The sequence below is a fragment of the Arthrobacter sp. B055-34 genome, from assembly GCF_059090425.1.
This window is the reverse complement of sequence record NZ_JBNHFQ010000003.1, coordinates 12,418-36,812: the sequence shown is the minus strand read 5'-3', so window position 1 is coordinate 36,812 and position 24,395 is coordinate 12,418. Positions and strand designations below refer to the sequence as shown.

Here is a 24,395-nt window from a genome sequence, read left to right as displayed (position 1 = left end):
GGTGGAGTTGGTGGGCGTGGGCCGTGGCGGTGGCGCGGGTCAGGAATCGAAGCCCATTCCGACGGCGTCCATCAGTTTCAGCCAATGGCCGCGCCTGCCTTGGCGGCGGTCCGCGCGGATCATGGCGGCCGTGGTGATTTTGACGCCGAGCCAGGCGAGCGGCTCGGGCGGGAACGGGAGCGGCTTCTTGGCCACCAACTGCAGCCGGGTGCGTTCTGTCGGTCTGCCGGCGAGCAGGTCCAGCAGCACATTCGCCCCGAAACGGGTGGCGCCCACACCCAGCCCCGTGTAACCGGCGGCGTAGGCAACCCGGCCGGCGTATGCCGTCGTAAAGAAGGAGAAGAAGCGGCTGCACGTGTCGATGGCGCCGCCCCACTTGTGCGTGAACTTCACCGACTCCAGCTGCGGGAACGTGGCGTAGAAGTGGGTGGCCAGGCGGGCGAAGGTCTCCTCGCGCTGGTCGTATTCGGCCTTCACTCGCCGGCCGTAGTGGTAGACCGCGTCGTAGCCGCCGAAGAGGATGCGCTGGTGCCCCTGCGGGTCGGTGGCCAGCCGGTAGTAGTGGAAGCGGTTGTTCAGATCGCTCAGTCCCTGCCGGTTGTGCCAGCCGATGGCCCGCAGCTGTTCGGGCGTCAGCGGTTCGGTCATCAGGACGTAGTCGTAGACCGGCACGGTGTGCAGCCGCGTGCGCTTGAGCAGGGAGGGGAACACATTGGTGGCCAGCGCGACCTTCGCCGAGGTGACCGTGCCGCCGTCGGTAGTTAACCGGACCGGACCACTGCCACCTTTCGCGGCACTGATCCCGCGGACCGGTGTGTGCTCGTAAATTTCGACGCCGGAGGCCAGGCAGGCGCGCTGCAATCCCCACGCAAGGCGGGCCGGGTGGAGCATGGCCGTGCTCTTCTTGTCCCAGAGGCCGGCGCGGTAGAGCGGGGAGTTCAGTTCCTTGCGGACGGCGTCCCGGTCCAGGAACACCACGTCCGGATCCTTGCCCTCGTCCTCGCGCAGCCATTCCACCTGGTGGTCCTCGGTGGCGACGCTGAGCGTGCCCGTCCATTCGAAGCCGCAGTCGATTCCGTACTTCTCCACGGCGTCAGCGATCTGCTGCAGGTTCTCCAGGCCGAGTTCCTGAAGGCGTGCGGTTTCCTGTGGCAGGTGCTTCTCGCCGTTGGCCTCGCCGTGCGTCAGGCTGGCCTCGCAGAAACCGCCGTTGCGCCCGGATGCCGCCCAGCCGATCCGCTTGCCTTCCAACAGCACCACGCGCCGGTCCGGGTCCCGTTCCTTGGCCATCAGCGCCGTCCACAACCCGGTATAGCCGCCGCCGACGACGGCCAGATCCGTGGCGGTATCCCCGTCCAGCGGCGGGAGCGGGTCCGGCCGGGCCGGATCGTCGAGCCAGTACGGAGTGGTGGAAGCACCGGCCAGCGCCGCTTGGATTCGGGATTGCGAGATGCAGTGTTCGGCGTCGTCGTAGGTGGTGGGCCGGCTCATGCCTTCGCCTCCTGTGGCTGTCCGGTGTAGACCGGGACGCCCGCGAGCATGGTGAAGTCCGTGCCGACGGTGTGCAGCTCGCCCGGGTCCAGCCGGAAGGGATCCGCGTTCAGCACCACAAGATCGGCGGCCTTGCCCACCGCGATGGCACCGCCGTCGTCGTTGCGGTTCAGCCACGCCGAGCCGGCTGTGTAGGACGAGAGGGCGGTCTGCAGGGAAATGGCCTGTTCCGGCAGCAGGGGCGGTGCGTCCGGGTAGGCGGGGTAGGTGCGGTTCACTGCCACATGGATGGCCTGCCAAGGATCGGGCGTGGACACCGGCCAGTCCGAGCCCATGGCCATGGTGGCCCCGGCGGCCAGCAGCGAGCCGAAGGGATACTGCCAGGCGGCGCGTTCCGCACCGATGAGCGGCACGGTCAGCTGCAGCATCTGGTCGTCGTTGCACGCCCAGAGCGCCTGGGCGTTGACGGTCACGTCGAGGGCGGCGAAACGGGCGATGTCCTCCGGGTGGATGATCTGCAGGTGCGCCATGTGGTGGCGTCCGCGGGTGTGCGGGTTGCTGCGGCGTGCGTGCTCGACGGCGTCGAGGCCGTCCCGGACGGCGCGGTCGCCGATCACGTGCAGGTGCAGGTCGAATCCGGCCGCATCCAGGGCAACCGCGGTCTCGGTCAGCACGTCCTTGGGCAGGTACAGCAGCCCCCGGTCGTCCCCGTCCGCGTCCTGGTCCGCGGCGCCGTGGCCGGCGCTGTCGCCGCTGCCATCCCAGCCGTCCGGGTTTCCGCAGCGGCAGGGACGCAGATAGGGATCCAGCATTGCGGCTGTGCGGTTCTCGGGCACACCGTCCACCATGATCTTGGCGCTCGTGGTGACGAATCCGGCGGCACTGTTGGCCCGGCGTCGTTCTTCGAAGTCGGCAAGCAGTTCGGCGATGTTGTCCGAAGTGGTGGTGCGCGGCACCCAGAGCGCACCGGTTGCCCTGCCGGTCAGCAGGCCGCGGCCGGCCAGAGTGCGGTAGGCACTGCTGGCGTCCGGGTAGCCCGCGTAGCTGCCGAGGATCGCTTCCTGCCAGCCGGTCACGCCGACCGAATGCAGGTAGCGCTGGGCCTCCAGCAGACCGCCGCAGAGATCCTCGTCCGTCAGCGGCGGGAGGTACTTGTTGACCAGGTCCATCGCGCCCTCGTGCAGCGTACCGGTAGGGAAGCCGTCCGTGCCGCGTTCGGTCCAGCCGTCCGCTGGGTCCGGCGTTGCCGCATCCACCCCGGCGAGTTCCAGCGCGCGGGTATTGACCCAGGCACTGTGGTGGTCAGCGTTGATGAGGTAGACCGGCCGGTCCGGCACGATTCCGTCCAGCAGCTCGCGCGTGGGGTAGCCGCCCGGGAAGTCCGCCTTGTGCCAGCCGCCGCCGGTGATCCAAGGCTTCTCGGTTGAGGCAGCGTAGGTGCCGACGCAGGCCAGAACGGCGTCCAGCCCGGAGATGTCGGAGAGATCGCAGCCGAGCCGCTCGACGCCGCCATAGACGGCGTGGACATGCGTGTCCGTGAAGCCAGGCGTGAGGAGCCGGCCGGCGAGGTCTACCGTTTCCGCTGTGGTTCCGGCAGCTTCGCGCACCTGTGCTTCCGTGCCTGCCGCGGTGATCCGGCCGTCGGTGACCGCTACCGCAGTCGCCGTCGGATGGACCTGCTGCCCGTCGAAGATCCGACCGGAGTGGAAGATCCAGTCTGCGCTCACAATGCCTGCTTTCCTGATGCTGCTGTTGATGGGTGTCTCTTATCGAACTGAAAGCAGGCCGAATTGTCAACGGTGTTGACTTCACGATTAGAGTGGGGTCAAAACCGGCCGGCGAAAGGTGAAGGGATGGCGGCGGCAGAAACCGGGATCCAGCGGGAGCGTGCCAAGGGGCTCTCGCGCGAGGTCATCGTCGACGCCTGCCTCCGGCTGGCCGACGAGGAGGGCAGCTCGGCATTGACCTTCCGCCGCATCGGGCGGCTGCTCGGCGCGGATCCGACCGCGCTCTACCGGCACTTCAAGGACAAGGACGAACTGCTGCTGGCCGTCGCAGACCGGCTGATCGGCGAGGCCCTGAAGGACTTCGAACCGGCGCCGTCCTGGCGGGTCACCATCAAGGAGCTCGTGGTGCGCGGCCGCCGGGCCTACCTGGCCCATCCGCAGGTGGCGGCGCTCGCGGCCGTGCGGGTGACCCGGCAGGAGTCGGAGATGCAGTTCGTCGAGACCATGCTCGCCACATTCCGGCGGGCCGGCTTCGGGGTGGAGGACGCCGTGCGGACCTACCGGGCCTGCGCCGACTTCATGCTCGCCTGGACCGGATTCGATGCCGCCCTGAAGTCGCTGGGGGAGAAGTCCGAGGCGGACAACCGGGCGTGGGCCGAGGCCTATGCCCAGGCTCCGGCCGAACGCTTTCCGAACGCAACGGCCTCGGCGGCGGCGATGGCCGGCATCAGCGACGAGGACAACTTCGACTTCGCGCTCGAACTGCTGCTCGATGGCATCGAGGCCCGGCTCCACGCTTGCGGAGTTGCCCGGCCTGACGCTTCGCCGGCCGCTCCACCGGCCAACCGAAAGGAACCGCAACCATGACCGTCAACGGAAACGTCTCGTTCTGGTACGCCGCGGAGGGCATCCCCGCGCCGCGCCCCGCCTTGGCTCAAAGCACGACGGCGGACATTGCCATCGTGGGCGCCGGCTATACCGGGTTGTGGACCGCCTACTACCTGAAGCAAGCGCGGCCCGAGCTGGACGTGGTGGTGTTGGAGAGCCGTTTCTCCGGCTTCGGCGCCTCCGGGCGGAATGGCGGCTGGCTGACCAACAGCATCACCGGCGGCCGGGACCAGTACGTCAAGACCCATGGCCGCGCCGTCGTCGGGCGCTTCCAGCAGTTGCTCAACGAGACGGTGGACGAAGTCATCGCCGTGGCCGGTGCTGAGGGAATCGACGCGCACGTCTACAAGGGCGGGGAGCTCAACGTGGCGCGCAACCATGCCCAGCTTGAACGCCTGCGGGCCTGGGCCCGGGAAGAAGCACTCTGGCCGGAGGCCGGGACGCAGCTGCTCTCTGCCGGCGGGACCGCGGAGCGTGTGAAGATTGCCGGTGCCCTCGGCGGGCTGTGGCAGCCGCACTGCGCGCGGATCCATCCGGCGAAGCTCGCGCGCGGACTGGCGGCCGCCGTCGAACGTTTGGGAGTCAGGCTTTACGAAGGCACCACCGTGACGGAAATAGCGCCGGGTCTGGCCCGGACCGCGCACGGAGATGTCACGGCCAGGTACGTACTCCGGGCCACCGAGGGATTCAGCGCGAATTTGAAGGGCGCGCACCGGGACTGGCTGCCGATGAACTCGTCCATGATCGCTACCGGACCGCTGCCCGAGGCGGTCTGGGCGGAAATCGGCTGGGAGCACCGGGACACCGTGGGCGACATGGCGCACGCCTACATGTATGCCCAGCGCACCGCGGACGGCCGGATCGCGCTCGGCGGCAGGGGAGTGCCGTACCGCTTCGGCTCCCGAACGGACACCGACGGCGCCACGCAGCAGCGGACCATCAAATTGCTGTCCGCGATCCTGCACGACATGTTCCCGGCCGCCCGGGATGCCGCCGTCGACCATGCCTGGGCGGGTGTGCTGGGCGTGCCCCGGGACTGGAAGGCCACCGTGGGCCTCGACCCGGCGACTGGACTCGGCTGGGCCGGTGGCTACGTGGGCACCGGCGTCGCGGCCACCAACCTCGCGGCCCGCACCCTGCGCGACCTGATCCTGGAACCGGACAGCGAGCTGACCACCATGCCGTGGGTCAACCGCAAGGTCCGGCGCTGGGAAATCGAACCGTTGCGCTGGATCGCCGTGCAGGCCATGTACAAGGCGTACTACGCCGCTGACAAGGCGGAGAACCGCAGGCAAGGGCCGACATCGTTTATCGCCAAAGCGGCGGACAAAAGTCTCCGGGCGCTAAGCCAGCGAGTTGACGGGCGACTCCCGCTGGTAGGGTCAAGCCATGACCGAGGGCCTGGGGAAGTTCATGGACGATTTCGCCGCGCTGGTGCAGTTGGCGCAGGCGCGGCAGCAGCGGTTTCCCCGGGGCGAGCAGCTGCTGGACACACTGTCGGAGCACCTCGGGCTGCCTGGGAATGAAGTCCCGGTGGTGGTGGAGGAAATTTCCGCACACCGCTTTGCGGATGTGGACATCCTGCTCGCCGAGCTGGCCGGGCAGGATCCGGAACAGCGGCTGGTCGGCATCGGCGGCGGGGACCAGCGCCACCACTCTTCCCTGAGCGACATGCTGCAGCAGGCCCAGATGTTCCCGCAGTTTCCGCTCGCCCAGCCGGACTACACCAACCTTGCCATCGGCCCCAGCGAGCAGCGCCAGGTGGTGGCCCTGGGGATCCGCCTGATCACCCGTTCCGGTGTTCCCCTCGCCGTGCTGCAGCGGGAAGCAAGCCCCCGTTTCGGCCGGCCGACCGCTCTGTTGGAGGTCCTGTCGCCCGAACCGGGCGCGGCCGCGGAGTTCCTGTCCGTGCTGCGCACCCAGTTGCAGACGCGCAGCGTCCTTAAGGGCCAGGTGGTCTCGCTGACCATGGACGAGTACGGCTCCAGCGGCGCCGGCGTGACCTTCCACGAACGGCCCTCGCTCACGGCCTCGGACGTCATCCTGCCGGAGGGCCTGCTCGAGAAAGTATCAGATCACGCCGTCGGCATGGCTGAGCACCGGGAGCAGCTCGAGGCGCTCGGCCAGCACCTCAAACGGGGCATCCTGCTCTACGGTCCACCCGGTACCGGCAAGACCCACACGGTGCGCTACCTGCTGGGCCGTAGCAATGGAACGACGGCGATCATCCTCTCCGGCGGCTCGCTGGCTTATATCGCCGAGGCGGCCAGAATGGCCCGGGCACTGCAACCGTCGATGGTCATTCTGGAGGACTGCGATCTCATCGCCGAAGACCGCAGTTTTGGCCACGGCCCGCAGCCACTGCTATTCGAAGTGCTGGACGCCATGGACGGGCTCGACGACGACGCGGACGTGGCCTTTATCCTCACCACGAACCGGGTGGACATGCTCGAGCGTGCCCTGGCGCAGCGGCCGGGCCGGGTGGACCTGGCCGTGGAGATTCCCCTGCCGGAAGTTCATGAACGCGCGGCGCTGCTGAAACTTTATGCACGGGAAATCGCCTTCAGCACGGAGGCCATCAGCGTGACCGCGGAACGGACCGCGGGGACAACCGCCTCTTTGGCCAAGGAACTTGTCCGCCGCGCTGTTGTCGCCGCGGCGCTCACGGGAGCCGACGTGACCGACGAGCACCTGTTCTCCGCCGTCGACGACCTGATGGCGGACAGCGCGGTGCTCACCCGCAGCCTGCTCGGCAGCGGCGGAAACCGGCATGGGCTGGACATCGCGGAATGACGGAGAACCGGCTGGGGGAGCGGGTCCGCTCTGACCGCGCTGTTCTCAGGGCGGGAACAGTCGCGCTCGCCGTCCTGCTCGTAGGCTGCGCATCCTCGCCGACGACCACTTACCAGGCGGAGAGCCGTCAGCAGATCACCGTTGACTGGGCGGAGTACCCCGGCCACGCCTACACCGCTGCCGAAGATGTGCTGCAGGCTCCGCCGGCCGAAGAGCTGGAGGCCGTTTCAACGAAGCTGCTCGGCGAGATCGAGGCGCGGCTGACGGGCGAGTTCGGGCTCGCCTGGGAGGACGGACCGGACGACGGCGAGAAATTCTTCGCGCAGGAGGGCAACGGCTACGGCGGCGATTCGCTCTACGTCTCCTTCAACTCGCTGACGCGCGAAAGCCTGGCCGTCCCCGAAGATCCCCGGGGCTGGCACCGGGCCGTGGACATTGTCTCCGAGGTGACCGAGTCGTACGGCCTCGGCAAGCTTGAACTGGGGAACCTGGATCCTGACCTTGCCGAAGAGACAGCCGAGCGCCTCGGCTCGGCTGAGCTGGAAGAACAGTGGCAGTGGTTCGGCGACGCCTACGGCCAATCCCAGTGGGTGGGCCTCACGCTGACCGATGTTCAGCGGGACCCGACCGGCGAGGCCGCCGAGGAGATGAAGGGCAGCATCGAGTACGGCTGGAATCCGCGTTCCATCACCATTTCCTATGGCGCTACCACGATCCGCAATGAAGACCGGGAAAAGTTCCTGGCGGCGCTGGAACCGTTCGAGGGCCTGAACCGCCCGGAAGCGACCACCTCCGACTGACCGGGGATCTCTGACTGACTGGCCAACGACGACGGCGAGCGGCAAATGTTGCCGCACACCGCCGTCGTAAATCCTGGCTAGAGGTGGTTCAGCCCCTCGACCAGGACGGAGCGCAGGATCTGCTCGATCTGGTCGAACTCGGGTTGCCCGATGGTCAGCGGCGGGGCGAGCTGGACCACGGGGTCGCCGCGGTCATCGGCGCGGCAGTAGAGGCCGGCATCGAGCAGCGCATTGGAGAGGAAACCGCGGAGCAAGTGTTCGGATTCCTCGGCGTTGAACGTCTCCTTGGTGGCCTTGTCCTTGACCAGCTCGATGCCGTAGAAGTAGCCCTCGCCGCGGACGTCGCCGACGATCGGCAGGTCCAGCAGTTTCTCGAGCGTGGCGCGGAAGGCCGGGGCGTTCTGCTTCACGTTGGCGTTGAGCCCCTCGCGTTCGAAGATGTCCAGGTTGGCCATGGCGACGGCGGCGGAAACCGGATGCCCGCCGAAGGTATAACCGTGGTAGAACGTGGTGTCACCGTGCTTGAACGGCTCGAACAGCTTGTCCGAGGCGATCATGGCGCCGATGGGGGAGTACCCGCTGGTCAGGCCCTTGGCGCAGGTGATCATGTCCGGAATGTAGCCGAAGTCGTCGCAGGCGAACATCGAACCGATCCGGCCGAACGCGCAGATGACCTCGTCCGAGACCAGCAGGACATCGTACTCGTCGCAGATTTCGCGCACGCGCTGGAAGTAACCCGGGGGCGGTGGGAAGCAGCCGCCGGAATTTTGCACCGGCTCCAGGAAGACCGCGGCAACCGTATCCGGGCCCTCGAATTCGATCGCCTCGCCGATCCGGTCCGCGGCCCAGCGGCCGAAGGCCTCCGGATCTTCCAAGCCCGACGGCGCCCGGTACTGATTTGTGTTCGGCACCCGGAAGGCGCCGGGCACCAATGGTTCGAAGGGTGCCTTCATATCCGGGATGCCGGTGATGGACAGGGCGCCCTGCGGGGTGCCGTGGTAGGCGACGGCGCGGGAGATGACCTTGGTTTTGTTCGGCTTGCCCTTGAGTTTGAAGTACTGCTTGGCCAGCTTCCACGCCGTTTCCACTGCCTCGCCGCCGCCGGTAGTGAAGAAGACCCGGTTCAGGTCGCCCGGAGCGTAGTGCGCCAGCCGCTCCGAGAGATCGATGGCCGCCGGGTGGGCATAGGACCACAGCGGCATGAAGGCGAGTTCCTTCGCCTGCCGGGCAGCGGCCTGCGCCAGTTCTTCACGGCCGTGGCCGACCTGGACCACGAAGAGACCGGACAACCCGTCGATGTATTCGTTGCCCTGGTCGTCGAAGATCAGGTGCCCCTCGCCCCGGCTGATCACCGGGACCGAGCCACCACCGGCCAGATTCGAGTGGCGGGCCATGTGCATCCAGAGGTGGTCGCGCGCGGCTTGCTGGCGGTCGGTGCCGCGGGGTGTTGTATAGGTGCGGGTGGTGGATGTTTGAGTCATCGTGTTCCCCAGTTGTAGGCCTGCTTCCGCAGGGACAGATACATCAATGTTTCGGTGTTCAGGACACCGGGAATGCTGCGGATCTGGTTGACCAGCAGCAGCAGATCGTTGTCGTTTTCGCAGATGATTTCGGCGAGGATGTCGAAGGTGCCGGCGGTAGCCACGCAATAGTCCACTTTGTCCAGGGCGGCCACCTGGTCGGACACCTTCAGCACGTCATTGTTGGCCTTGATGCCCAGCATGGCTTGGCGGGAAAATCCCATCTGCATGGGGTCCGTGACCGCGACAATCTGGACGATACCGCTGTCTATCAGCTTCTGCACCCGCTGGCGGACCGCGGCTTCCGAGAGTCCAACGGCTTTGCCGATGGCAGCGTAGGAGCGCCGGCCGTCTTCCTGCAGTTGTTCGATGATGGCCTTGGACACCGTGTCCACCGGGCCGTGGGCGTGCCCGCTGCCCGTGTGCGTCGATCCGTTGTTGTTCGCAGTGCTCTCGGGCTGGGCCGTCAAAATATCACCACCTCCGGCGGGGGATGCGCCGGGTGGGGACCGGCCGCGTGAATGTTTATGCCATTGAAGCCGCTGGCCGGTCGGCGCGCAAGCCCCTTGGCTACGAAATAAGTTGAGAAAAGAGAATTTGGTGCAGGGATCCGTCGGACAACGAAAAATTTACAACTGAATCCCTTGTCCGGCGCCGCGGGGTCTGGCATGATCTTCGTCACAGTGTCCATCACCTCAGGGAGCCTCACATGCCAAACCGCCTGCCCGACGATCCCCGACTCCGCCGCTTGGTCGGCGCGCAGCTGTCCCGCCGGAACATCCTGATGGGCGCGGGTGGCTTAAGCCTCGCCGGACTGCTGGCCGCGTGCGGCACCGGCGGTACCGGCACGGCGTCGAACGGCCAAGCCGGAGAGGCGGCGGCGGCGGAAGATCTTTCGGCGTCGGAAAAGGAGGTCAATTGGGCCAACTGGACGCTCTACCTCGACTATGACGACAAGTCCCAGAGCTATCCGTCCCTGGAAGCCTTCACCGCCGCCACCGGGATCGCGGCGAACTATTCCGAAGACATTGACGGCAACGACACTTACTTCGGGAAGGTCCAGGCGCAGTTGGCGGCCGGCCAGGACATTGGGCAGGACATCATCACCTTGACGGACTGGATGGCGGCGCGGTTGATCCGCCTCGGCTACACGCAGGAACTGGATCATGCCAACATTCCGAACGCTGCTAACTTGCTCCAGACCCTGAAGAACGTCGACTTCGACCCCGGCCGGAAGAACTCGCTGACCTGGCAGTCCGGATTCGCCGGCATCGCCTGGAACAAGGAAGCAGTGCCCGGTGGCCTCAAGACTGTCTCCGATCTGTGGAAGCCGGAGCTCAAGGGCCGCGTGGAGGTGCTGGATGAGATGCGCGACACGATGGGCCTGATGATGCTGGAGAACGGCGTCGACATTTCCGCTGACTGGGGTGCGGATGAATTCTCGAACGCACTGGATGACCTGACGAAGCGGATTTCGGACGGCCAGATCCGCCAGGTGAAGGGCAACTCCTACAAGGAGGATCTGATCTCCGGCGACGCACTTGCCGTGATCTGCTGGTCCGGCGACATCACGCAGTTGAACTTCGAGAACGGCGACAAGTGGGAGTTCGCCCTCCCCGATGCAGGCGGGACGCTGTGGTCGGACAACCTGATGGTTCCCATCGGAGCGACGCACAAAGCGAATGCGGAAGCCCTGATGGACTTCTACTACGACCCGGAGAATGCGGCGACGGTGGCAGCCTACGTGAACTACATCTGCCCGGTCCAAGGCGCCCGGGAAGCGATGGAGAAGATCGATCCGGAACTGGTGGAGAACCCCCTGATCTTCCCCAGCGACGACTATCTGGCGAAGGCACATGTGTTCCGCTCGCTCAGCGCTGACGAGGAAACCGACTTCACCAACCGATTCCAGAAAGCGATCGGCAACTAATGACGATGGTTCAGACCAAACCGGAAAAGCACGACGCCGGCGCCGAGAACCAGGGTGCCGACCTGCGGCTCGCTGCCATCACCAAACGGTTCGGCGGCTTCCTGGCCGTGGACAACCTGGATCTGGAAATCCCGGCCGGATCCTTCTTCGCGCTGCTGGGCCCGTCCGGTTGCGGAAAGACCACCACCCTGCGGATGATCGCGGGCCTGGAGCAGCCGACGTCGGGAAGCCTCAGCATCGGCGGCAAAGGCATCACCGGAACCAGCGCCCATGAGCGGCCGGTCAACACGGTGTTCCAGAACTATGCGCTCTTTCCGCACATGAGCGTGCTGGACAACGTGGCTTTCGGGCTCAAGCGCCGGAAAATCCGGGACCACCAGGCCAGGGCCAAACAGGCATTGGAGCTGGTCGAACTGGCGCACCTTTCGGCCCGGCGGCCGGCGCAGCTGTCCGGCGGGCAGCAGCAACGGGTCGCCCTGGCCCGGGCGATCGTGAACGAGCCCGCGCTGCTCCTGCTGGATGAACCGCTGGGGGCGCTGGACATGAAGCTGCGCCGGCAGATGCAGGTGGAGCTGAAACGGATCCAGACCGATGTCGGCCTGACCTTTGTCCATGTCACCCACGACCAGGAGGAGGCCATGACCATGGCGGACACCGTGGCAGTGATGAACCAGGGCCAGGTGGAGCAGCTGGGCGCGCCGCGCGAGCTCTACGAACTGCCGCGGACCGCTTTTGTGGCGAACTTCCTCGGCAAGTCCAACCTGGTGGCGGGTGAAATTATCGAGGACCGCGGCGACGCCGTCGTTATTAATGCCGGCGGAAACCGGTTGGCCGTGCGCAAGGACCGCTCCACCACGCACCACGGCAAGGCGCTGATCGGGATCCGGCCGGAGAAGCTGCGGATGATGTGGCCCGCCGAAGCTCCCGCCGACGGGTCGAACATCCTGCGGGGCCGCGTACTGGACTCTTCCTTCACCGGGGTCAGCACCGAGTACCTCGTGGAGGTGGCGGGGATCGGGCCGGTGGGTGTGTTCAGCCAGAATCACGGCCAGCAATTGGCGGCTCCCGGCGATGACGTTGTGCTGACCTGGGATACCGCGCATGCCTTCGGCCTGGACGGCGATGAAGACACCCAGGCCGGGGCCAGGGAAGCGGAAGCGGCGGCGACATGAGTTTGTTGACGGCCCCGCGCGGCACCAAGTCCAAGCCGGAGGAGACGCGCAGTGCGTCGGAGATCCGGGCGGACAAGCGCCGCGGACGAGTGGGCTATCTGCTGATCCTGCCCGGCTTCATCTTCATGCTGCTCTTCTTCGTGCTGCCGGTTTTCTCCCTGCTGGCCACCTCGCTCTACACCAAGCCTCCCGGCGCGGATATCGGCCAGTTTGCGCCGGCGCTGCAGTTCAGCAACTACAGCGCAGTGCTAAGCAGCTATTGGCCGGAACTGGTCCGATCCTTCGCGTTTGCGCTGATTGCCACGGTGGCGGCGCTGGCGATCGGGTACCCCATGGCGTACCTGGTGGCAGTGCGGCTGCGCGGCAGGAAACTGCTCCAAGGCATCCTGCTGGTGCTGATTATCGCGCCGTTCTTTACCAGCTTCATCCTGCGGACCCAGGCCTGGAAGCAGATCCTGGCGGACGAGGGACCGGTGGTTGCGGTGCTGCGGGCAGTGGCTCTGCTGCCAGAGGACGGGCGGCTGACCGCCACGGCCTTCGCCGTCGTCTGCGGCCTGACCTATAACTTCCTGCCGTTCATGACGCTGCCGATCTACGCCAACCTGGAGCGGCTGGACACCCGGCTGATCGAAGCGGGCGGCGATCTGTATGCCAACTCCTTCACTACGTTCCGCACGGTCACGCTGCCGCTGTCGATGCCGGGCGTCATCGCCGGCACGCTGCTGACCTTCATCCCGGCCTCGGGCGACTACATCAACGCGGCGCTGCTGGGCAATAACCAGAACACCACCATGATCGGGCAGGTCATCGATTCGAGGTTCTTCCGCGTGGTGGACTACCCGGGCGCCTCGGCCCTGTCCTTCGTGCTGATGCTGGCCATCCTGTTCCTGGTGATCCTGTATGTCCGCCGTTTCGGTACCAAAGAGCTGCTCTAAGGAGGCCTCATGAGAAGAAGAATCAGCCCATGGCTGGTACCGGTTTTCGGCGGACTGGCCTTCCTGTTCCTGCTGGTCCCCATTGCCTACGTGTTCGCCTTTTCGTTCAACGACGCCGGCCGGACCAACCTCACCTGGCGCGGCTTCACGCTGGATAACTGGCGCAATCCCTGCGGTGCACCGGCGGTATGCGAGGCGCTGGCCAACAGCCTGCAGATCAGCTCGATTGTCACCATCATCGCCACCATCCTGGGCACGGCCATCGCCATTGGACTGGTGCGTTACCGGTTCAAGTTCAATGCCACGGCCAACATGCTGATCTTCCTGCCGCTGGCGACGCCGGAAGTGGTGCTCGGCGCATCACTGCTGGCCCAGTTCCTGAACATCGGTGTGGATCTGGGGGTGGGGACGATCATCATCGCCCACAGTATGTTCTGCATTTCCTTTGTGGTGGTTGCGGTGAAGGCCCGTGTGGCTAGTCTGGACCCCAAGCTGGAGGAAGCCGCGGCGGACCTGTACGCGTCGCCGATTCAGGCCTTCTGGCGGGTCACTTTCCCGCTGCTGCTGCCGGGCATCGTGGCGGCGGCGCTGCTGGCCTTCGCCATGAGTTTCGACGACTTCATCATCACCAACTTCAACTCAGGCAACGTGGACACGTTCCCGAAGTTCATCTACGTCGCCGCAACCCGTGGCATTCCGGCACAGGCGAACGTGATCGGTTCGGCCATGTTCATCATCGCGCTGCTGATTGTGATCGGCGGGCAGATCCTGTCCAACCGGCGGGCGAAGCTGCTGGCCGCCCGCTGAGTTACCCGGCGGTGCTGGCGGCGTCAGCCCATTCCCGACGCTGGGCGTCCAGCCCGGAGATGAGACCGTCGAGCCCCAGTCGGAAGGCCGCGTCGGCGGGAGCTCCGTCCGCCGGCAGCTGGCGCGCCCGCACAGCGGAGGTGAAGTGCGGGCTGGAATCGGCCAGCTCCCCGGTTTCGAAAATGTCCTCCGGGGCGGCCACGTCGAAGGCGGAGCCGAAGATGAAGGACTCCAGTGCAACGATCGCCGGGACCACCAAAGGCTCGGGCCAGCCGGCGTCGAGAAAGCCGCGGGTGAGTTCCTCGTACATCTGCAGGGTGCGCGGTGCGCCGGTTACTGGCAGCACGGCGATGACCGGAATCAGCGGGGAGTGCTGGGTGAAAACGTCGCGGTAGGACCAGGCCCAGTTGCGCACTGCCTCGGGCCAGGGCAGCGTGCCGAAGCCGCTGACGTCCACGCGGTTTATCAGATGGTCCTGCAGGAGCAGGAGGACATCGTGCTTGGACTTCACGTGGTTGTACAGCGCAGACGGCGCAACGCCCAGGCGCCGGGCAAGGGCTGACATGGTCAGGGCGTCATAGCCGCTGGCCTCGATCAGCTTCAGGGCCGCCGACGTGATGAGCTCCTTGGACAGGACCTTCTGTGCCGGGCGTCCGGCAGAGCGGTGCGTCCCCGATGCTGAAACCGCGATGGCGGGCCTCCTTGTGGCTCGTTTCCTCAACGGCCCGTACGGGCCGCTAAAAATATCCTACGTTCCGCTTCCCATCCGTCCGGCCACCGGTTACAGTTAAAGTAAATGAACGTTATTCATTTATGTCGGACACACACGGGAGTGAAAGAGTGAACACCATGGAACGCGACGTCGTCATTATCGGCGCAGGGCCCTCCGGGCTGACGGCCGCCTGGGAGCTGAAGAAGGCCGGTCTGAGCGTTGCCGTGCTGGAAGCCCGCGACCGCGTCGGCGGCCGCACCTGGACGGACACCATCGACGGGGCAATGCTGGAAATCGGCGGCCAGTGGGTCTCGCCGGACCAGACTGCGCTGCTGGGGCTGCTGGACGAACTCGGCCTGGAAACGTTCCCGCGCTACCGCCACGGTGAATCCATTTACATTGGTCCGGACGCTAAGCGGAAGCGCTACACGGGCGAGCTGTTCCCGGTCAGCGAGCGGACGCAGGCCGAAATGAACCGCCTGATCGGCATCCTGGACACGCTCGCCGCGGAGGCCGGTCCCGACGCGCCGTGGACCCACCCGATGGCGCGCGAACTGGACACCATTTCCTTCCACCACTGGCTCCGCAAGCAGTCCAGCGACGAGGACGCCTGCAACAACATCGGCCTCTTCATCGCCGGCGGCATGCTGACCAAGCCCGCGCACTCCTTCTCCGCGCTGCAGGCCGTGCTGATGGCCGCCTCCGCCGGATCCTTCAGCAACCTGGTCGATGACAACTTCATCCTGGACAAGCGCGTCATCGGCGGCATGCAGCAGGTGTCGGAACGCCTCGCCGCAAAGCTGGGGGACGACGTCGTGCTCAACAGCCCGGTGCGCACGCTGCGGTGGGCGGGGCAGGCGCCGGACGCCGCCACCGCCATCGCTGCCGCGGATTCAATGCACGACGGCGTGACCGCCATTTCGGATTCCGTCACGGTGCGTGCCCGCTTCGCCATCATGGCTGTGCCGCCGAACCTGTACTCGCGGGTCTCCTTTGAGCCGCCGCTGCCGCGCCGCCAGCACCAGATGCACCAGCACCAGTCGCTGGGCCTGGTCATCAAGATCCATGCCGTCTATGAGACGCCGTTCTGGCGTGAAGACGGCCTCTCCGGCACCTGTTTCAGCCCGGCCTCCGTGGTGCAGGAAGTCTACGACAACACGAACTACCAGGATCCGCGCGGCACCTTGGTCGGCTTCATCTCCGATGAAAAGGCCGATGCCATGTTCGAGCTCAGCGCGGAGGACCGCAAGGCCGCTGTGCTGGGTGCGGTGGCGGAATACCTTGGTCCGAAGGCGCTGGATCCCGTGGTCTACTACGAATCCGACTGGGGTTCGGAGGAATGGACCCGCGGAGCCTATGCGGCCAGCTACGACCTGGGCGGGCTGCACCGTTACGGCAAAGACCAGCTCACGCCGGTCGGCCCGATCTACTGGTCCTGCTCGGATTTGGCGGCCGAGGGCTACCAGCATGTGGACGGGGCCGTGAGGATGGGACAGCAAACCGCCGCCCGGATTCTCGGCGCCGCTGCCGGTGCCGGGGAGCCTGCCGGGACCGCGCGCCACGGGGCGTGAGCAGCATGCGCAGGTACGTCGTCGGTTACACGGCCACCGAGAACGGGAGGGACGCGGTCAATCTGGCCGTGGCCCTGGCCCGCAGCCAGCAGGCCTCGCTGGACCTGGTCATGGTCCAATCGCCGGACTCGCCCTATGCCGGCACCTACCCGCCGTCGGACCGGGGCTACGAACGGATTCTTGCGGAGCAGCTCGATCAGTGGCTGGCAGAGGGCTTGGCGCTGGTGCCCCATGACGTGACAGCGAAGGCCCATGTGCTCCAGGCCGAGTCAACCGCCGAGGGCCTGATCGAGGCCGCGCGCGAGTTCTCCGCCGCGGTGATCGTGGTGGGCGCCGCCCGCAGAAGTCTGCTGCGCCGGTTCAGCATCGGGAGCGTCGCCTCGGCGCTGCTGCACGCCGCCGACGTGCCGGTGGCACTGGCGCCCAAGGGCTACCAGCGGCAGGAACCGATCACGCGCCTGACCTGCGGGATCGGAACCAGGCCCGGCGCCGACGACGTTCTGCAGGCAGCGGTAGGGGCGGCATCGTGGCGGTCGCTGCCGTTGCGGCTGGTGTCCCTGGTGGCCTTGGACCCGGATAATCCGGAAGCCGTCCGGGCCGCGGAAGCGAACATGGCCGAGCGTTTTGCCGCGGCTGCAGCACAGCTCCCGGGCAAGGTGACCCGGACCGTTGCCCCCGGCAAGACCATCGAGGATGCCATCGAAGGACTGGACTGGGACGAGGGCGAGCTGATGATGATCGGCTCCAGCCGGCTGGCCCGGAACAACCGCCTGTTCCTGGGGGCCACGGCCAACAAGGTGCTCCGGGCACTGCCGGTGCCGATGGTCGTCGTGCCGCGCAACTACCGGTCGGACCGGGCTGCACTGGCGGACACAAACAAGGATGGCTAGCCATGAGTGAATCTACCGGCACCCGTAGGGCATCCGGGCTGAGCCGCAAGGGCCTGCAGGGCGGCTCGGTCGGGCTGCTTGGCGCCGTCGTTATTGGGGTTTCCTGCATCGCCCCGGCCTACACGTTGACCGCATCGCTGGGCCCTACCATTGCCGAGGTGGGGGTGCAGTTGCCGGCGATTTTCCTGGTCGGCTTCATCCCGATGCTCCTGGTGGCGCTGGGCTACCGGGAACTGAACAACGCGATGCCGGATTCCGGCACCTCGTTCACGTGGGCCACCCGCGCCTTCGGGCCGTGGGTGGGCTGGATGGGCGGCTGGGGGCTGGTCGCGGCGACGATCATCGTGCTCTCGAACCTGGCCGCCGTTGCGGTGGAGTTCTTCTACCTGATGCTGGCGCAGGTCACCGGGAATGCTTCGCTGGCTGCGCTGGCCGAGAACGTTCCGCTGAACATCGCCACCACCCTGGTGTTCATCGCGCTGGCGTGCTGGGTGTCGTACCGCGGCATGGAAACCACCAAGAAGCTGCAGTACATCCTGGTCGGCTTCCAGTTGCTGGTGCTCGCCTGGTTCGCCGTCGCTGCCTTTGTCCATGTGGGCAACGGGACGGCCTTCGACGCATCGGCCATCAGCGCCGAGTGGTTCAATCCGTTCGCGGTGGATTCGTTCTCGACCTTCGCGGCCGGCGTCTCGCTGTCCATCTTCATCTACTGGGGCTGGGACGTCACCCTGACCATGAACGAGGAGACCAAGGACCCGGAGAAAACCCCTGGCCGCGCCGCTGCCGCCACCATTTTCGTGATCGTGGTGCTCTACATGCTCATGGCGCTGGCCGTGCTGAGCTACGCCGGGATCGGAACCGAGGGTCTCGGCGCCGGCAACCCGGAGAACCAGGAAAGCATCTTTGCCGCCCTGGCGGGACCGGTGATGGGACCGTTTGCCATCCTGATGTCACTCGCCGTGCTGAGCAGCTCGGCGGCGTCCCTGCAGTCGACGTTCGTATCCCCGGCGCGCACCATGCTCGCCATGGGCCACTACCGCGCACTGCCGGCGAGCTACGGGCGGATCAGCCCGCGCTTCAAGTCCCCGGGCTACGCCACGGTGGCCGCGGCCATCGCTTCCGGTGCTTTCTACACGGTCACGCGGGTGCTGTCCGAGAACGCGCTCTGGGACACCATCACGGCGCTGGGCATGATGATCTGCTTCTACTACGGCGTCACCGCGCTGGCCTGCGTCTGGTACTTCCGGGCCGAAGCATTCGCCGGCGCCCGGAACTTTTTCTTCAAGTTCCTCTCGCCGCTGCTCGGCGGGATCATCCTGCTGGTGATGTTCTTCCAGACCGCCAAGGACTCGCTGGATCCGGCCTACGGCTCCGGCTCATCGGTGGGCGGCGTCGGTCTGGTCTTCATCCTCGGCTGCGGCGTGATCCTGCTCGGCGCGGTCCTGATGTTCGTGATGTACAAGCGGCACCCGGGCTTCTTCCGGGGCGAGACGCTGCGCCGTGGAACCGCCGCCGATGACGTCGACGCCTGACCGCCGGGACAACCGCAAACAAGACAACGACGGCGGCGCCTCCTTGGGCTCGATTGCTCAGCGTACGTCCGCCCATCCACCCACAATGGCGCAGGCCATCGGTTCGACGTGATTAAGCTGGCCGTATGAGTAGTTCTCCTTCAGGACGTTTCGAACGGATTGTGCTGATCTACAACCCGGATGCCGTCAAGTTCCCGTTCTACCTGGCCGAGCAGCTGCGCGAGGACCTGGCCCTGCGGCTGCCCGCTGTACCGGTCCAGCTGCGGCACACGAAGTCGGCCGGCCATGCCCGTGAACTGGCGCGCGCCGCAGCCGGGGAGGGCCGGCCGCTGATCGTCTCCATCAGTGGCGACGGCGGCTTCAATGAAGTGGTCAACGGCGTCATGGACGTCCCGGAAACGCAGGCCGTCTGCGCCGTCATGGCCGGCGGCAATGCCAACGACCACCGCCGCAGCACCCGCACACAGGCCCTGATCGAGGCGATCGTGGACGGCGAGGTCAGGCAGCTCGATCTGCTCAGGCTGCGCGTTGGCGATGGGCCACAGGCATGGTCGCGCTACGCCCACTCCTATATCGGGTTCGGCCTGACGCCGCTGATGGCCATCGGTATCGAAGGGGGCCAGAAGGGCGTCATCAAGGAGCTGATCTCCGTAGCACGCACGGTTGCCGGACTGCGGCCCTTCGAAATTGCCCGGGCCGACGGCGCCCGGGCCAGGCTGGACAGCCTGGTGCTGGCCAACATCCCGGAGATGGCCAAGTACGGCCGGGTGAGCGAAGCCGGCGATCCAGCGGACGGAAGATTCGAAGTGGTGATGCTGCCGCACGCCAGTAAATGGCGCATTGCGCTCATGACCCTCCGCGCCGTCACGGTGGGCCTGGGCGAACAGCCCAGCGTCAGCAGCTACGCCTTCACTACAACGGAAAGCATCCCGGTCCAGACCGACGGCGAAGTCATGACCGTCGGCGCCGAAACGGATGTGGTCGTGGAGTCGGTGCCCAGGGCCTTGACCGTCATCGGCTGAGGCTAGCCGGGTGTTCGTTCAGCGGGTCTGATTCCGCTTCCGCTTCCGGTCCTTGTGCGCAACGGCCCGAAGCTGGATGATGCGGGCGGCACCGGCAATGGCGGTCAAGAGTCCGCCGCCCACTGCCGCAATAAACAGGGCCAGACCCAGATTGACTCTGCCTTCCAAGGCGAAGTAGCGCAGCGTGACCTGGTCCTGGTTCTGGGCGATGAAGATGATCAGCAGCACCAGCAGAATCAGGCCCGCTACCGTGGCGGTCCAGATCATGCCGGCCCGGGTTATGCGGGGCTTCTCCTCAACGTCCCTATCCGCCGGCTCGGGCCGCTTGGGCTCTTCCGTCCCGGCCCTGCCCTTCTCTTTCCCCTTCGGCGCCACTGCGCCGCCGGAAGCACCGGGAACAGTGCCGCGGCCGGAAGTGCCTGAAGCGCCGGGCTTGCCGGGTTCCTCGTGCCCCGGCTCGTCACGGGCGGGATCGTTATCGGGCGTGCGCGGATCGGAGGCCATGGTTTCTCTCTTCTCTTGGCAGCAGTCTCGTGGCAAAGGGCCGGTTGCCCTTCAGCATAGGCCCGCCCGCACTCCCGCGTCAGGACCGGCAGGCAGGTCGGCAGCGTTAATCTGAAGGAGACGGCACGGCTCGGAACGCCGGGATCATCCCAGCGCTCCCTGCCAAAGGTGAGCGCAGGCCAGCGCTATGACGTGTTGCTACAACCCCATTGAAGCTTGAGCGCCGTCGCTGGAGTAGCGGAGCAAAACAACGCCGTTGCCGAACGCCCGTGTCTCCTCGAGCCTGAGGTCCATCCGGATATCGGGGGACTCGAACAGTGGCCGCCCCTGCCCCAGAACTACGGGGTGGACGCGGATTTGAAACTCGTCGATCAGGCCAAGCCGTATGAAAGTGGAGGCCAAATTGGCGCCGCTCAGGGCGACGTCGCCCCGGAGTTGAGCTTTCAGATCCGATATTTGTTCAGGCACGACGTCGTGAATCACCGTGGTGTTCCAGTCGGCCTGCGTGAGGGTCCGCGAAAAGACGAACTTGGGCATCTTGCGCCAGATTCCGGCGAACTCAACGAGTTCAGCCGAGAGGTCCGGATCCTGGTCGGCTGTGGCCCAGTAATCGGCCAACAGCTGATGGGTGACGCGCCCGAACATGAAGGCTGCCATCGTCCGGAACTGCTCGTTCAAGTGGCGGTGAAGTTCTTCATCCACCAGCTGCCAGCTGATGCCTCGGTCGAGCCCCTCGAAGAACCCGTCCAAAGACACCGACTGCACAAGGATGATCTTGCCCATTCGAATACCTCCAGTGGGAGCGAAAGGGGGCTTGGCCGCCGTCGTACCTTCCAGTGAAGCACTCCGGGATCCGGCGGAACAGGACCTGAGGCTTGGCAACACGCACTGGGGCGCCGCACACCAGCACGTCATGGACCTGAGCCCGGAGACATTAGGCTAATGCCATGTCCTCGACCGAGTCCTCCAGTGGTAACAGAATGCTTGAGCGGATTGCCGCGATCCTGGATGCTGTGGACGGCACCGCAGCTTCTGCCAGCGAACTCGCCCGCAGAACCGGACTTTCGGTTTCAACGTCCCACCGGTTGGCGCTGTCCATGGTTGAATACGGCTTCCTGCGCCGCAACGAAAGCGGTGGATTCCAGCTGGGCCATCGCTTTGTCCGTACCGCACTGGAGAATGCAGCGCTGCCGGTCTTGACCGAACTACGCGATGCCACGGGGGAGACCGCCCAGCTCTGGATCCGCCGCGGCGATGAGCGTATTTGCCAGCTCAGCGTTGACAGCGAGCATGAGCTGAAGGCGACCCTGCCGGAAGGCTCCCGCCTGACGCTGCCGGCTGGATCGAGCGGACGCCTCCTGGCGAGGGAGTCGGAGGCGCTGGAGGAACTGGCCGAAAACGGCTGGGTCGAATCCTCCGGGAGAAGAACGCCCGGTCTTGGCTCCGTGAGTGCACCGGTGCTGTCACGAAACCAGATGATTGCCACGATCTGCCTCGCCATGCCGCTGAGCCGGGTCAAAGAATCGCCCGGTTCGGACTTCGGGACCGCGGTTGTGCAGGCTGCCCGCCGGGTTGAAGCGGACCTTGCACAAGCCCAGGAACAGTAACCCGCGCACCAGCCGTTCGTCAGTACGCAGCAGCCCCCTGGAAATTTTTCTTCAGGGGGCTTGTGTGTGGCGCCGATCACTTGCTACGCTCTTCCCGCCAGGCAGTAGTTCTTTCCCGCGTAATGGGAATGTGGGCCGGTGAGTTCGAAGAACCGGTTAGTCGAAGAAAGCAGGCATTGTGACTGAAAATCTGCGGATCGAGGGCAACTCCCTCCCGCTCGAAGGCATTCGGGTACTGGAGCTGGGCAGCTTTATTGCCGCTCCTTTTGCGGCCCGGCTATTCGGTGATTTCGGCGCCGAAGTTATCAAGATCGAACGCCCCAACGGCGGAGACGAACTGCGCGACTGGCGCAAGACCCGCGGCGAGACCTCCATGCTGTTCCGCACTCTCGGACGGAACAAGAAGTCCGTGACCTTGGACTTGCGTTCCGAAGCAGGGCAGGAGGCCGTCAAGAAGATCGCGGCGCAGTGCGACGTGGTCATCGAAAACTTCCGGCCGGGAACGCTGGAAAAGTGGGGACTGGGACCGGACGTGCTCACCGCGCTCAATCCGGACGTGGTGATGGTACGGATTTCCGGCTATGGCCAGACCGGCCCCTACAAGGACCGGGCCGGTTTCGGCAGCTCGGCCGAATCCTTTGCCGGCCTGCGCTACATCACCGGCGAGCCGGACCGGCCGGCTGGCCGCGCCGCGGCCAGCATGGGGGATACCGTTGCCGGGCTCTACGGCGTGATCGGCGCGCTGATGCTGATGCTGCAGAAGGCCAAAGGCGTCCGCCACAGCGGTCCGCAGACAGTTGACGTCGCACTCTATGAAGGTGTCTTCAGCCTGCTCGAATCCCTCGTGCCGGACTACGACGCGTACGGAATGGTGCGCAAGCGGACCGGCGGAGCGCTACCCGGCGTGGTTCCGACCGGTTCCTATCTGTGCGGCGACGGCCTCGAGGTGGTCATTGGCGGCAATTCAAACTCAGTCTTTATCCGGCTCATGAAGGCGATGGGACGCGAAGACCTCGCCGCGGACGAATCCCTGCTGACTACCGAGGCGCGCGGCGCGCGGGAAGCGGAGCTCAACGGAGCCATCTCTGCCTGGACCGGAAGCCATACCCTCGCCGAAGCCCTGGACCTCCTCGACGCCGCAGGCGTGCCGGCTGGGCCCGTCTACGACGCACCCAGCATCGCCGAAGACAAGCACTACCTCGCGCGCGACATGATCCAGACCCATGAGGTAGTCATCGAAGACGAACCCGAACTCATCCGCTTCCCCGGCGTTGTCCCGAAAATCCCGGGTCATGAAGGCCGCGTCCGGTGGGTCGGGCCGGAACTCGGCCAGCACACCGAGGAGGTCCTGCGCGACCTCGCCGCTCTGACCCCGGAACAGATCGCGGACTTCACTCTCCAGGAGGTGAAGTAGATGAAGGTGCAGATCACCGACGTCTTCCTGCGCGACGGACTGCAGGACGAAAACGTCATCGTTTCTACCGAAGACAAGCTCGAAGTCGCCCAGGCCCTGGCCGCCGCAGGCTTCACCCGGATGGAGGTAGCCTCCTTCGTGAATCCGAAGAAGGTCCCGCAAATGGGCGACGCCGCGCAGATCCTTGCGGCGCTGCCCGCCTCCACTCCGGTCACCTACACGTCGCTGGTGCTCAACGGCCGAGGCATCCAGCGGGCGGTCGACGCCGGTGCCGCCGATATCCAGGTGGTCACCTCCGCGAGCCAGGCACACAGCAGCGCGAACGCCGGTCAGAGCATCGAGGCAGCCCTCGCAAGCCTGGGGGAGGAAGTCGCACGCTTCCCGCAGATCAACTTCTTCGCCGGCATATCAACTGCCTTCACCTGCCCGTTCGAAGGCGAAATCGATCCGGCCTACCTGCTCCGGGTAGTCCGTGCCTTCAAGGACATGGGCATCACCAACGTGGGTCTGGCGGACACGCTGGGCACCACCCCGACCGCCCGGGTCGTGTCGAGCCTGGCCCATGTCCGGGACGCCGAACCGGATCTGGCCTACTACCTGCACCTGCACAACGCGCACGGACAGGCACTGGCAACCGTCAGCGCCGCCGTCGATGCCGGAATCACGAATTTCGACAGCGCCCTCGGCGGCTTCGGCGGATGCCCTTTCGCCCCCGGAGCCCACGGCAACATCGCCACCGAAGAACTCGTTAGGCACCTCCACGCATCGGGCCACGAAACTGGAATCGACGAAGCCCTGCTTGGGGACGCCGTCCGGCTGGCCCGCGAGGTGGTCACCGGTCGCCGGCCCTGGATGCCGAACCTGCGCGCTAAACGTGAGAGCGCGCGGCGCCGCACGACAACCGGCGGCCCCGCATAGACGGCAGTACCACGGCCCGCCTGCCGGGAGCCGCACGCTAACCTATCAGAAGGCCCTGCCCCCGCGCAGAGCCATGCCCAGATCACGGGAGACAACGATGTCAGTTACACCCCGCACCACAGAAACCGAAACAGCAGACCCCGGGACCGGTGCCGCCGGCAA

General features: G+C 66.0%; 22 protein-coding genes. 15 read left to right on the top strand and 7 right to left on the bottom strand.

Annotated elements, in window-relative coordinates; genetic code table 11:
• Positions 1-39: 39 nt before the first annotated feature.
• Together AC5RWO_RS06070 and AC5RWO_RS06065 are read right to left on the bottom strand one after the other, a co-directional pair.
• Entirely contained in the window at positions 40-1,491 is a 1,452-nt protein-coding gene (locus AC5RWO_RS06070) for an NAD(P)/FAD-dependent oxidoreductase (RefSeq protein WP_498730162.1), read from the bottom strand.
• Positions 1,488-3,218 (bottom strand): amidohydrolase, encoded by a 1,731-nt coding sequence (locus tag AC5RWO_RS06065; RefSeq protein ID WP_498730161.1) that lies wholly within the window; start codon positions 3,216-3,218, stop codon positions 1,488-1,490. Before AC5RWO_RS06065 ends, AC5RWO_RS06070 begins: the two co-directional genes overlap by 4 nt.
• Positions 3,219-3,344: 126 nt before the next feature.
• Between AC5RWO_RS06065 and AC5RWO_RS06060 the strand changes: the two genes are divergently transcribed.
• The 4 genes from AC5RWO_RS06060 to AC5RWO_RS06045 are packed head-to-tail and all read left to right on the top strand — an operon-like array spanning position 3,345 to position 7,699.
• The gene (locus tag AC5RWO_RS06060; protein ID WP_498730159.1) at positions 3,345-4,085 is read left to right on the top strand and encodes a TetR/AcrR family transcriptional regulator C-terminal domain-containing protein; all 741 of its coding nucleotides are present in this window, start codon (positions 3,345-3,347) and stop codon (positions 4,083-4,085) included.
• Complete coding sequence (locus AC5RWO_RS06055) at positions 4,082-5,632, top strand: NAD(P)/FAD-dependent oxidoreductase (RefSeq protein WP_498730158.1); 1,551 nt, start codon at positions 4,082-4,084, stop codon at positions 5,630-5,632. The genes AC5RWO_RS06060 and AC5RWO_RS06055 overlap by 4 nt, the downstream gene beginning before the upstream one ends.
• Positions 5,520-6,899, top strand: a complete 1,380-nt coding sequence (locus tag AC5RWO_RS06050) for an AAA family ATPase (protein ID WP_498730897.1) — start codon at positions 5,520-5,522, stop codon at positions 6,897-6,899. Before AC5RWO_RS06055 ends, AC5RWO_RS06050 begins: the two co-directional genes overlap by 113 nt.
• Positions 6,896-7,699 (top strand): hypothetical protein, encoded by an 804-nt coding sequence (locus AC5RWO_RS06045; RefSeq protein ID WP_498730157.1) that lies wholly within the window; start codon positions 6,896-6,898, stop codon positions 7,697-7,699. The genes AC5RWO_RS06050 and AC5RWO_RS06045 overlap by 4 nt, the downstream gene beginning before the upstream one ends.
• A gap of 77 nt (positions 7,700-7,776) precedes the next feature.
• On the opposite strand, the gene AC5RWO_RS06040 is transcribed toward AC5RWO_RS06045, so the two are convergent.
• Entirely contained in the window at positions 7,777-9,180 is a 1,404-nt protein-coding gene (locus AC5RWO_RS06040; RefSeq protein WP_498730155.1) for an aspartate aminotransferase family protein, read from the bottom strand.
• Positions 9,177-9,614, bottom strand: a complete 438-nt coding sequence (locus tag AC5RWO_RS06035; protein WP_498730896.1) for an Lrp/AsnC family transcriptional regulator — start codon at positions 9,612-9,614, stop codon at positions 9,177-9,179. The genes AC5RWO_RS06040 and AC5RWO_RS06035 overlap by 4 nt, the downstream gene beginning before the upstream one ends.
• Positions 9,615-9,928: 314 nt before the next feature.
• Between AC5RWO_RS06035 and AC5RWO_RS06030 the strand changes: the two genes are divergently transcribed.
• The 4 genes from AC5RWO_RS06030 to AC5RWO_RS06015 are packed head-to-tail and all read left to right on the top strand — an operon-like array spanning position 9,929 to position 14,063.
• Complete coding sequence (locus AC5RWO_RS06030) at positions 9,929-11,149, top strand: ABC transporter substrate-binding protein (protein WP_498730153.1); 1,221 nt, start codon at positions 9,929-9,931, stop codon at positions 11,147-11,149.
• Positions 11,150-11,154: 5 nt separating this feature from the next.
• Complete coding sequence (locus AC5RWO_RS06025) at positions 11,155-12,321, top strand: ABC transporter ATP-binding protein (RefSeq protein WP_498730894.1); 1,167 nt, start codon at positions 11,155-11,157, stop codon at positions 12,319-12,321.
• Positions 12,318-13,256 (top strand): ABC transporter permease, encoded by a 939-nt coding sequence (locus AC5RWO_RS06020; protein ID WP_498730151.1) that lies wholly within the window; start codon positions 12,318-12,320, stop codon positions 13,254-13,256. The genes AC5RWO_RS06025 and AC5RWO_RS06020 overlap by 4 nt, the downstream gene beginning before the upstream one ends.
• A 9-nt stretch (positions 13,257-13,265) precedes the next feature.
• Positions 13,266-14,063 (top strand): ABC transporter permease, encoded by a 798-nt coding sequence (locus tag AC5RWO_RS06015; RefSeq protein WP_498730149.1) that lies wholly within the window; start codon positions 13,266-13,268, stop codon positions 14,061-14,063.
• A gap of 1 nt (position 14,064) precedes the next feature.
• On the opposite strand, the gene AC5RWO_RS06010 is transcribed toward AC5RWO_RS06015, so the two are convergent.
• Complete coding sequence (locus AC5RWO_RS06010; protein WP_498730147.1) at positions 14,065-14,784, bottom strand: TetR/AcrR family transcriptional regulator; 720 nt, start codon at positions 14,782-14,784, stop codon at positions 14,065-14,067.
• A gap of 119 nt (positions 14,785-14,903) precedes the next feature.
• On the opposite strand from AC5RWO_RS06010, the gene AC5RWO_RS06005 reads away from it, so the two are divergent.
• From AC5RWO_RS06005 to AC5RWO_RS05990, 4 genes are all read left to right on the top strand, one after another.
• Entirely contained in the window at positions 14,904-16,346 is a 1,443-nt protein-coding gene (locus tag AC5RWO_RS06005) for a flavin monoamine oxidase family protein (protein WP_498730145.1), read from the top strand.
• Positions 16,347-16,351: 5 nt separating this feature from the next.
• Positions 16,352-17,236 carry a universal stress protein gene (locus AC5RWO_RS06000; protein WP_498730892.1) on the top strand — a complete coding sequence of 295 codons (885 nt, stop codon included), beginning with the start codon at positions 16,352-16,354 and terminating at the stop codon, positions 17,234-17,236.
• A gap of 2 nt (positions 17,237-17,238) precedes the next feature.
• Positions 17,239-18,768, top strand: coding sequence for an APC family permease (locus tag AC5RWO_RS05995; RefSeq protein WP_498730144.1), 1,530 nt, complete (start codon positions 17,239-17,241; stop codon positions 18,766-18,768).
• Positions 18,769-18,893: 125 nt separating this feature from the next.
• Positions 18,894-19,790: a diacylglycerol/lipid kinase family protein gene (locus AC5RWO_RS05990; RefSeq protein WP_498730142.1), complete on the top strand. Its 897-nt coding sequence runs from the start codon at positions 18,894-18,896 to the stop codon at positions 19,788-19,790.
• 18 nt (positions 19,791-19,808) lie between these two features.
• Here the strand turns inward: AC5RWO_RS05990 and AC5RWO_RS05985 are convergent, their stop codons facing one another.
• Together AC5RWO_RS05985 and AC5RWO_RS05980 are read right to left on the bottom strand one after the other, a co-directional pair.
• Positions 19,809-20,294 (bottom strand): LapA family protein, encoded by a 486-nt coding sequence (locus AC5RWO_RS05985; protein ID WP_498730140.1) that lies wholly within the window; start codon positions 20,292-20,294, stop codon positions 19,809-19,811.
• A 198-nt stretch (positions 20,295-20,492) separates the two neighbouring features.
• Positions 20,493-21,077 (bottom strand): dihydrofolate reductase family protein, encoded by a 585-nt coding sequence (locus AC5RWO_RS05980; protein WP_498730139.1) that lies wholly within the window; start codon positions 21,075-21,077, stop codon positions 20,493-20,495.
• Between the two features lie 164 nt (positions 21,078-21,241).
• On the opposite strand from AC5RWO_RS05980, the gene AC5RWO_RS05975 reads away from it, so the two are divergent.
• The 3 genes from AC5RWO_RS05975 (at position 21,242) to AC5RWO_RS05965 (ending at position 24,233) form a co-directional block, all read left to right on the top strand.
• A complete protein-coding gene (locus AC5RWO_RS05975; RefSeq protein WP_498730138.1) occupies positions 21,242-21,901 on the top strand; it encodes an IclR family transcriptional regulator in 660 nt (219 codons plus the stop codon).
• Positions 21,902-22,079: 178 nt separating this feature from the next.
• Complete coding sequence (locus AC5RWO_RS05970) at positions 22,080-23,315, top strand: CaiB/BaiF CoA transferase family protein (protein WP_498730137.1); 1,236 nt, start codon at positions 22,080-22,082, stop codon at positions 23,313-23,315.
• Entirely contained in the window at positions 23,316-24,233 is a 918-nt protein-coding gene (locus AC5RWO_RS05965; RefSeq protein WP_498730136.1) for a hydroxymethylglutaryl-CoA lyase, read from the top strand. It begins immediately after the preceding gene.
• Positions 24,234-24,395: the final 162 nt, after the last annotated feature.

Coding starts and splice junctions, on each gene's coding strand:
- AC5RWO_RS06020 (WP_498730151.1), top strand. CDS start 12,318: ATGAGTTTGTTGACGGCCCCGCGCGGCACCAAGTCCAAGCCGGAGGAG.
- AC5RWO_RS06045 (WP_498730157.1), top strand. CDS start 6,896: ATGACGGAGAACCGGCTGGGGGAGCGGGTCCGCTCTGACCGCGCTGTT.
- AC5RWO_RS06040 (WP_498730155.1), bottom strand. CDS start 9,180: ATGACTCAAACATCCACCACCCGCACCTATACAACACCCCGCGGCACC.
- AC5RWO_RS06030 (WP_498730153.1), top strand. CDS start 9,929: ATGCCAAACCGCCTGCCCGACGATCCCCGACTCCGCCGCTTGGTCGGC.
- AC5RWO_RS06000 (WP_498730892.1), top strand. CDS start 16,352: ATGCGCAGGTACGTCGTCGGTTACACGGCCACCGAGAACGGGAGGGAC.
- AC5RWO_RS06070 (WP_498730162.1), bottom strand. CDS start 1,491: ATGAGCCGGCCCACCACCTACGACGACGCCGAACACTGCATCTCGCAA.
- AC5RWO_RS05975 (WP_498730138.1), top strand. CDS start 21,242: ATGTCCTCGACCGAGTCCTCCAGTGGTAACAGAATGCTTGAGCGGATT.
- AC5RWO_RS06055 (WP_498730158.1), top strand. CDS start 4,082: ATGACCGTCAACGGAAACGTCTCGTTCTGGTACGCCGCGGAGGGCATC.
- AC5RWO_RS06050 (WP_498730897.1), top strand. CDS start 5,520: ATGGACGATTTCGCCGCGCTGGTGCAGTTGGCGCAGGCGCGGCAGCAG.
- AC5RWO_RS06025 (WP_498730894.1), top strand. CDS start 11,155: ATGGTTCAGACCAAACCGGAAAAGCACGACGCCGGCGCCGAGAACCAG.
- AC5RWO_RS05980 (WP_498730139.1), bottom strand. CDS start 21,077: ATGGGCAAGATCATCCTTGTGCAGTCGGTGTCTTTGGACGGGTTCTTC.
- AC5RWO_RS05965 (WP_498730136.1), top strand. CDS start 23,316: ATGAAGGTGCAGATCACCGACGTCTTCCTGCGCGACGGACTGCAGGAC.
- AC5RWO_RS05990 (WP_498730142.1), top strand. CDS start 18,894: ATGAGTAGTTCTCCTTCAGGACGTTTCGAACGGATTGTGCTGATCTAC.
- AC5RWO_RS05995 (WP_498730144.1), top strand. CDS start 17,239: ATGAGTGAATCTACCGGCACCCGTAGGGCATCCGGGCTGAGCCGCAAG.
- AC5RWO_RS05985 (WP_498730140.1), bottom strand. CDS start 20,294: ATGGCCTCCGATCCGCGCACGCCCGATAACGATCCCGCCCGTGACGAG.
- AC5RWO_RS06015 (WP_498730149.1), top strand. CDS start 13,266: ATGAGAAGAAGAATCAGCCCATGGCTGGTACCGGTTTTCGGCGGACTG.
- AC5RWO_RS06060 (WP_498730159.1), top strand. CDS start 3,345: ATGGCGGCGGCAGAAACCGGGATCCAGCGGGAGCGTGCCAAGGGGCTC.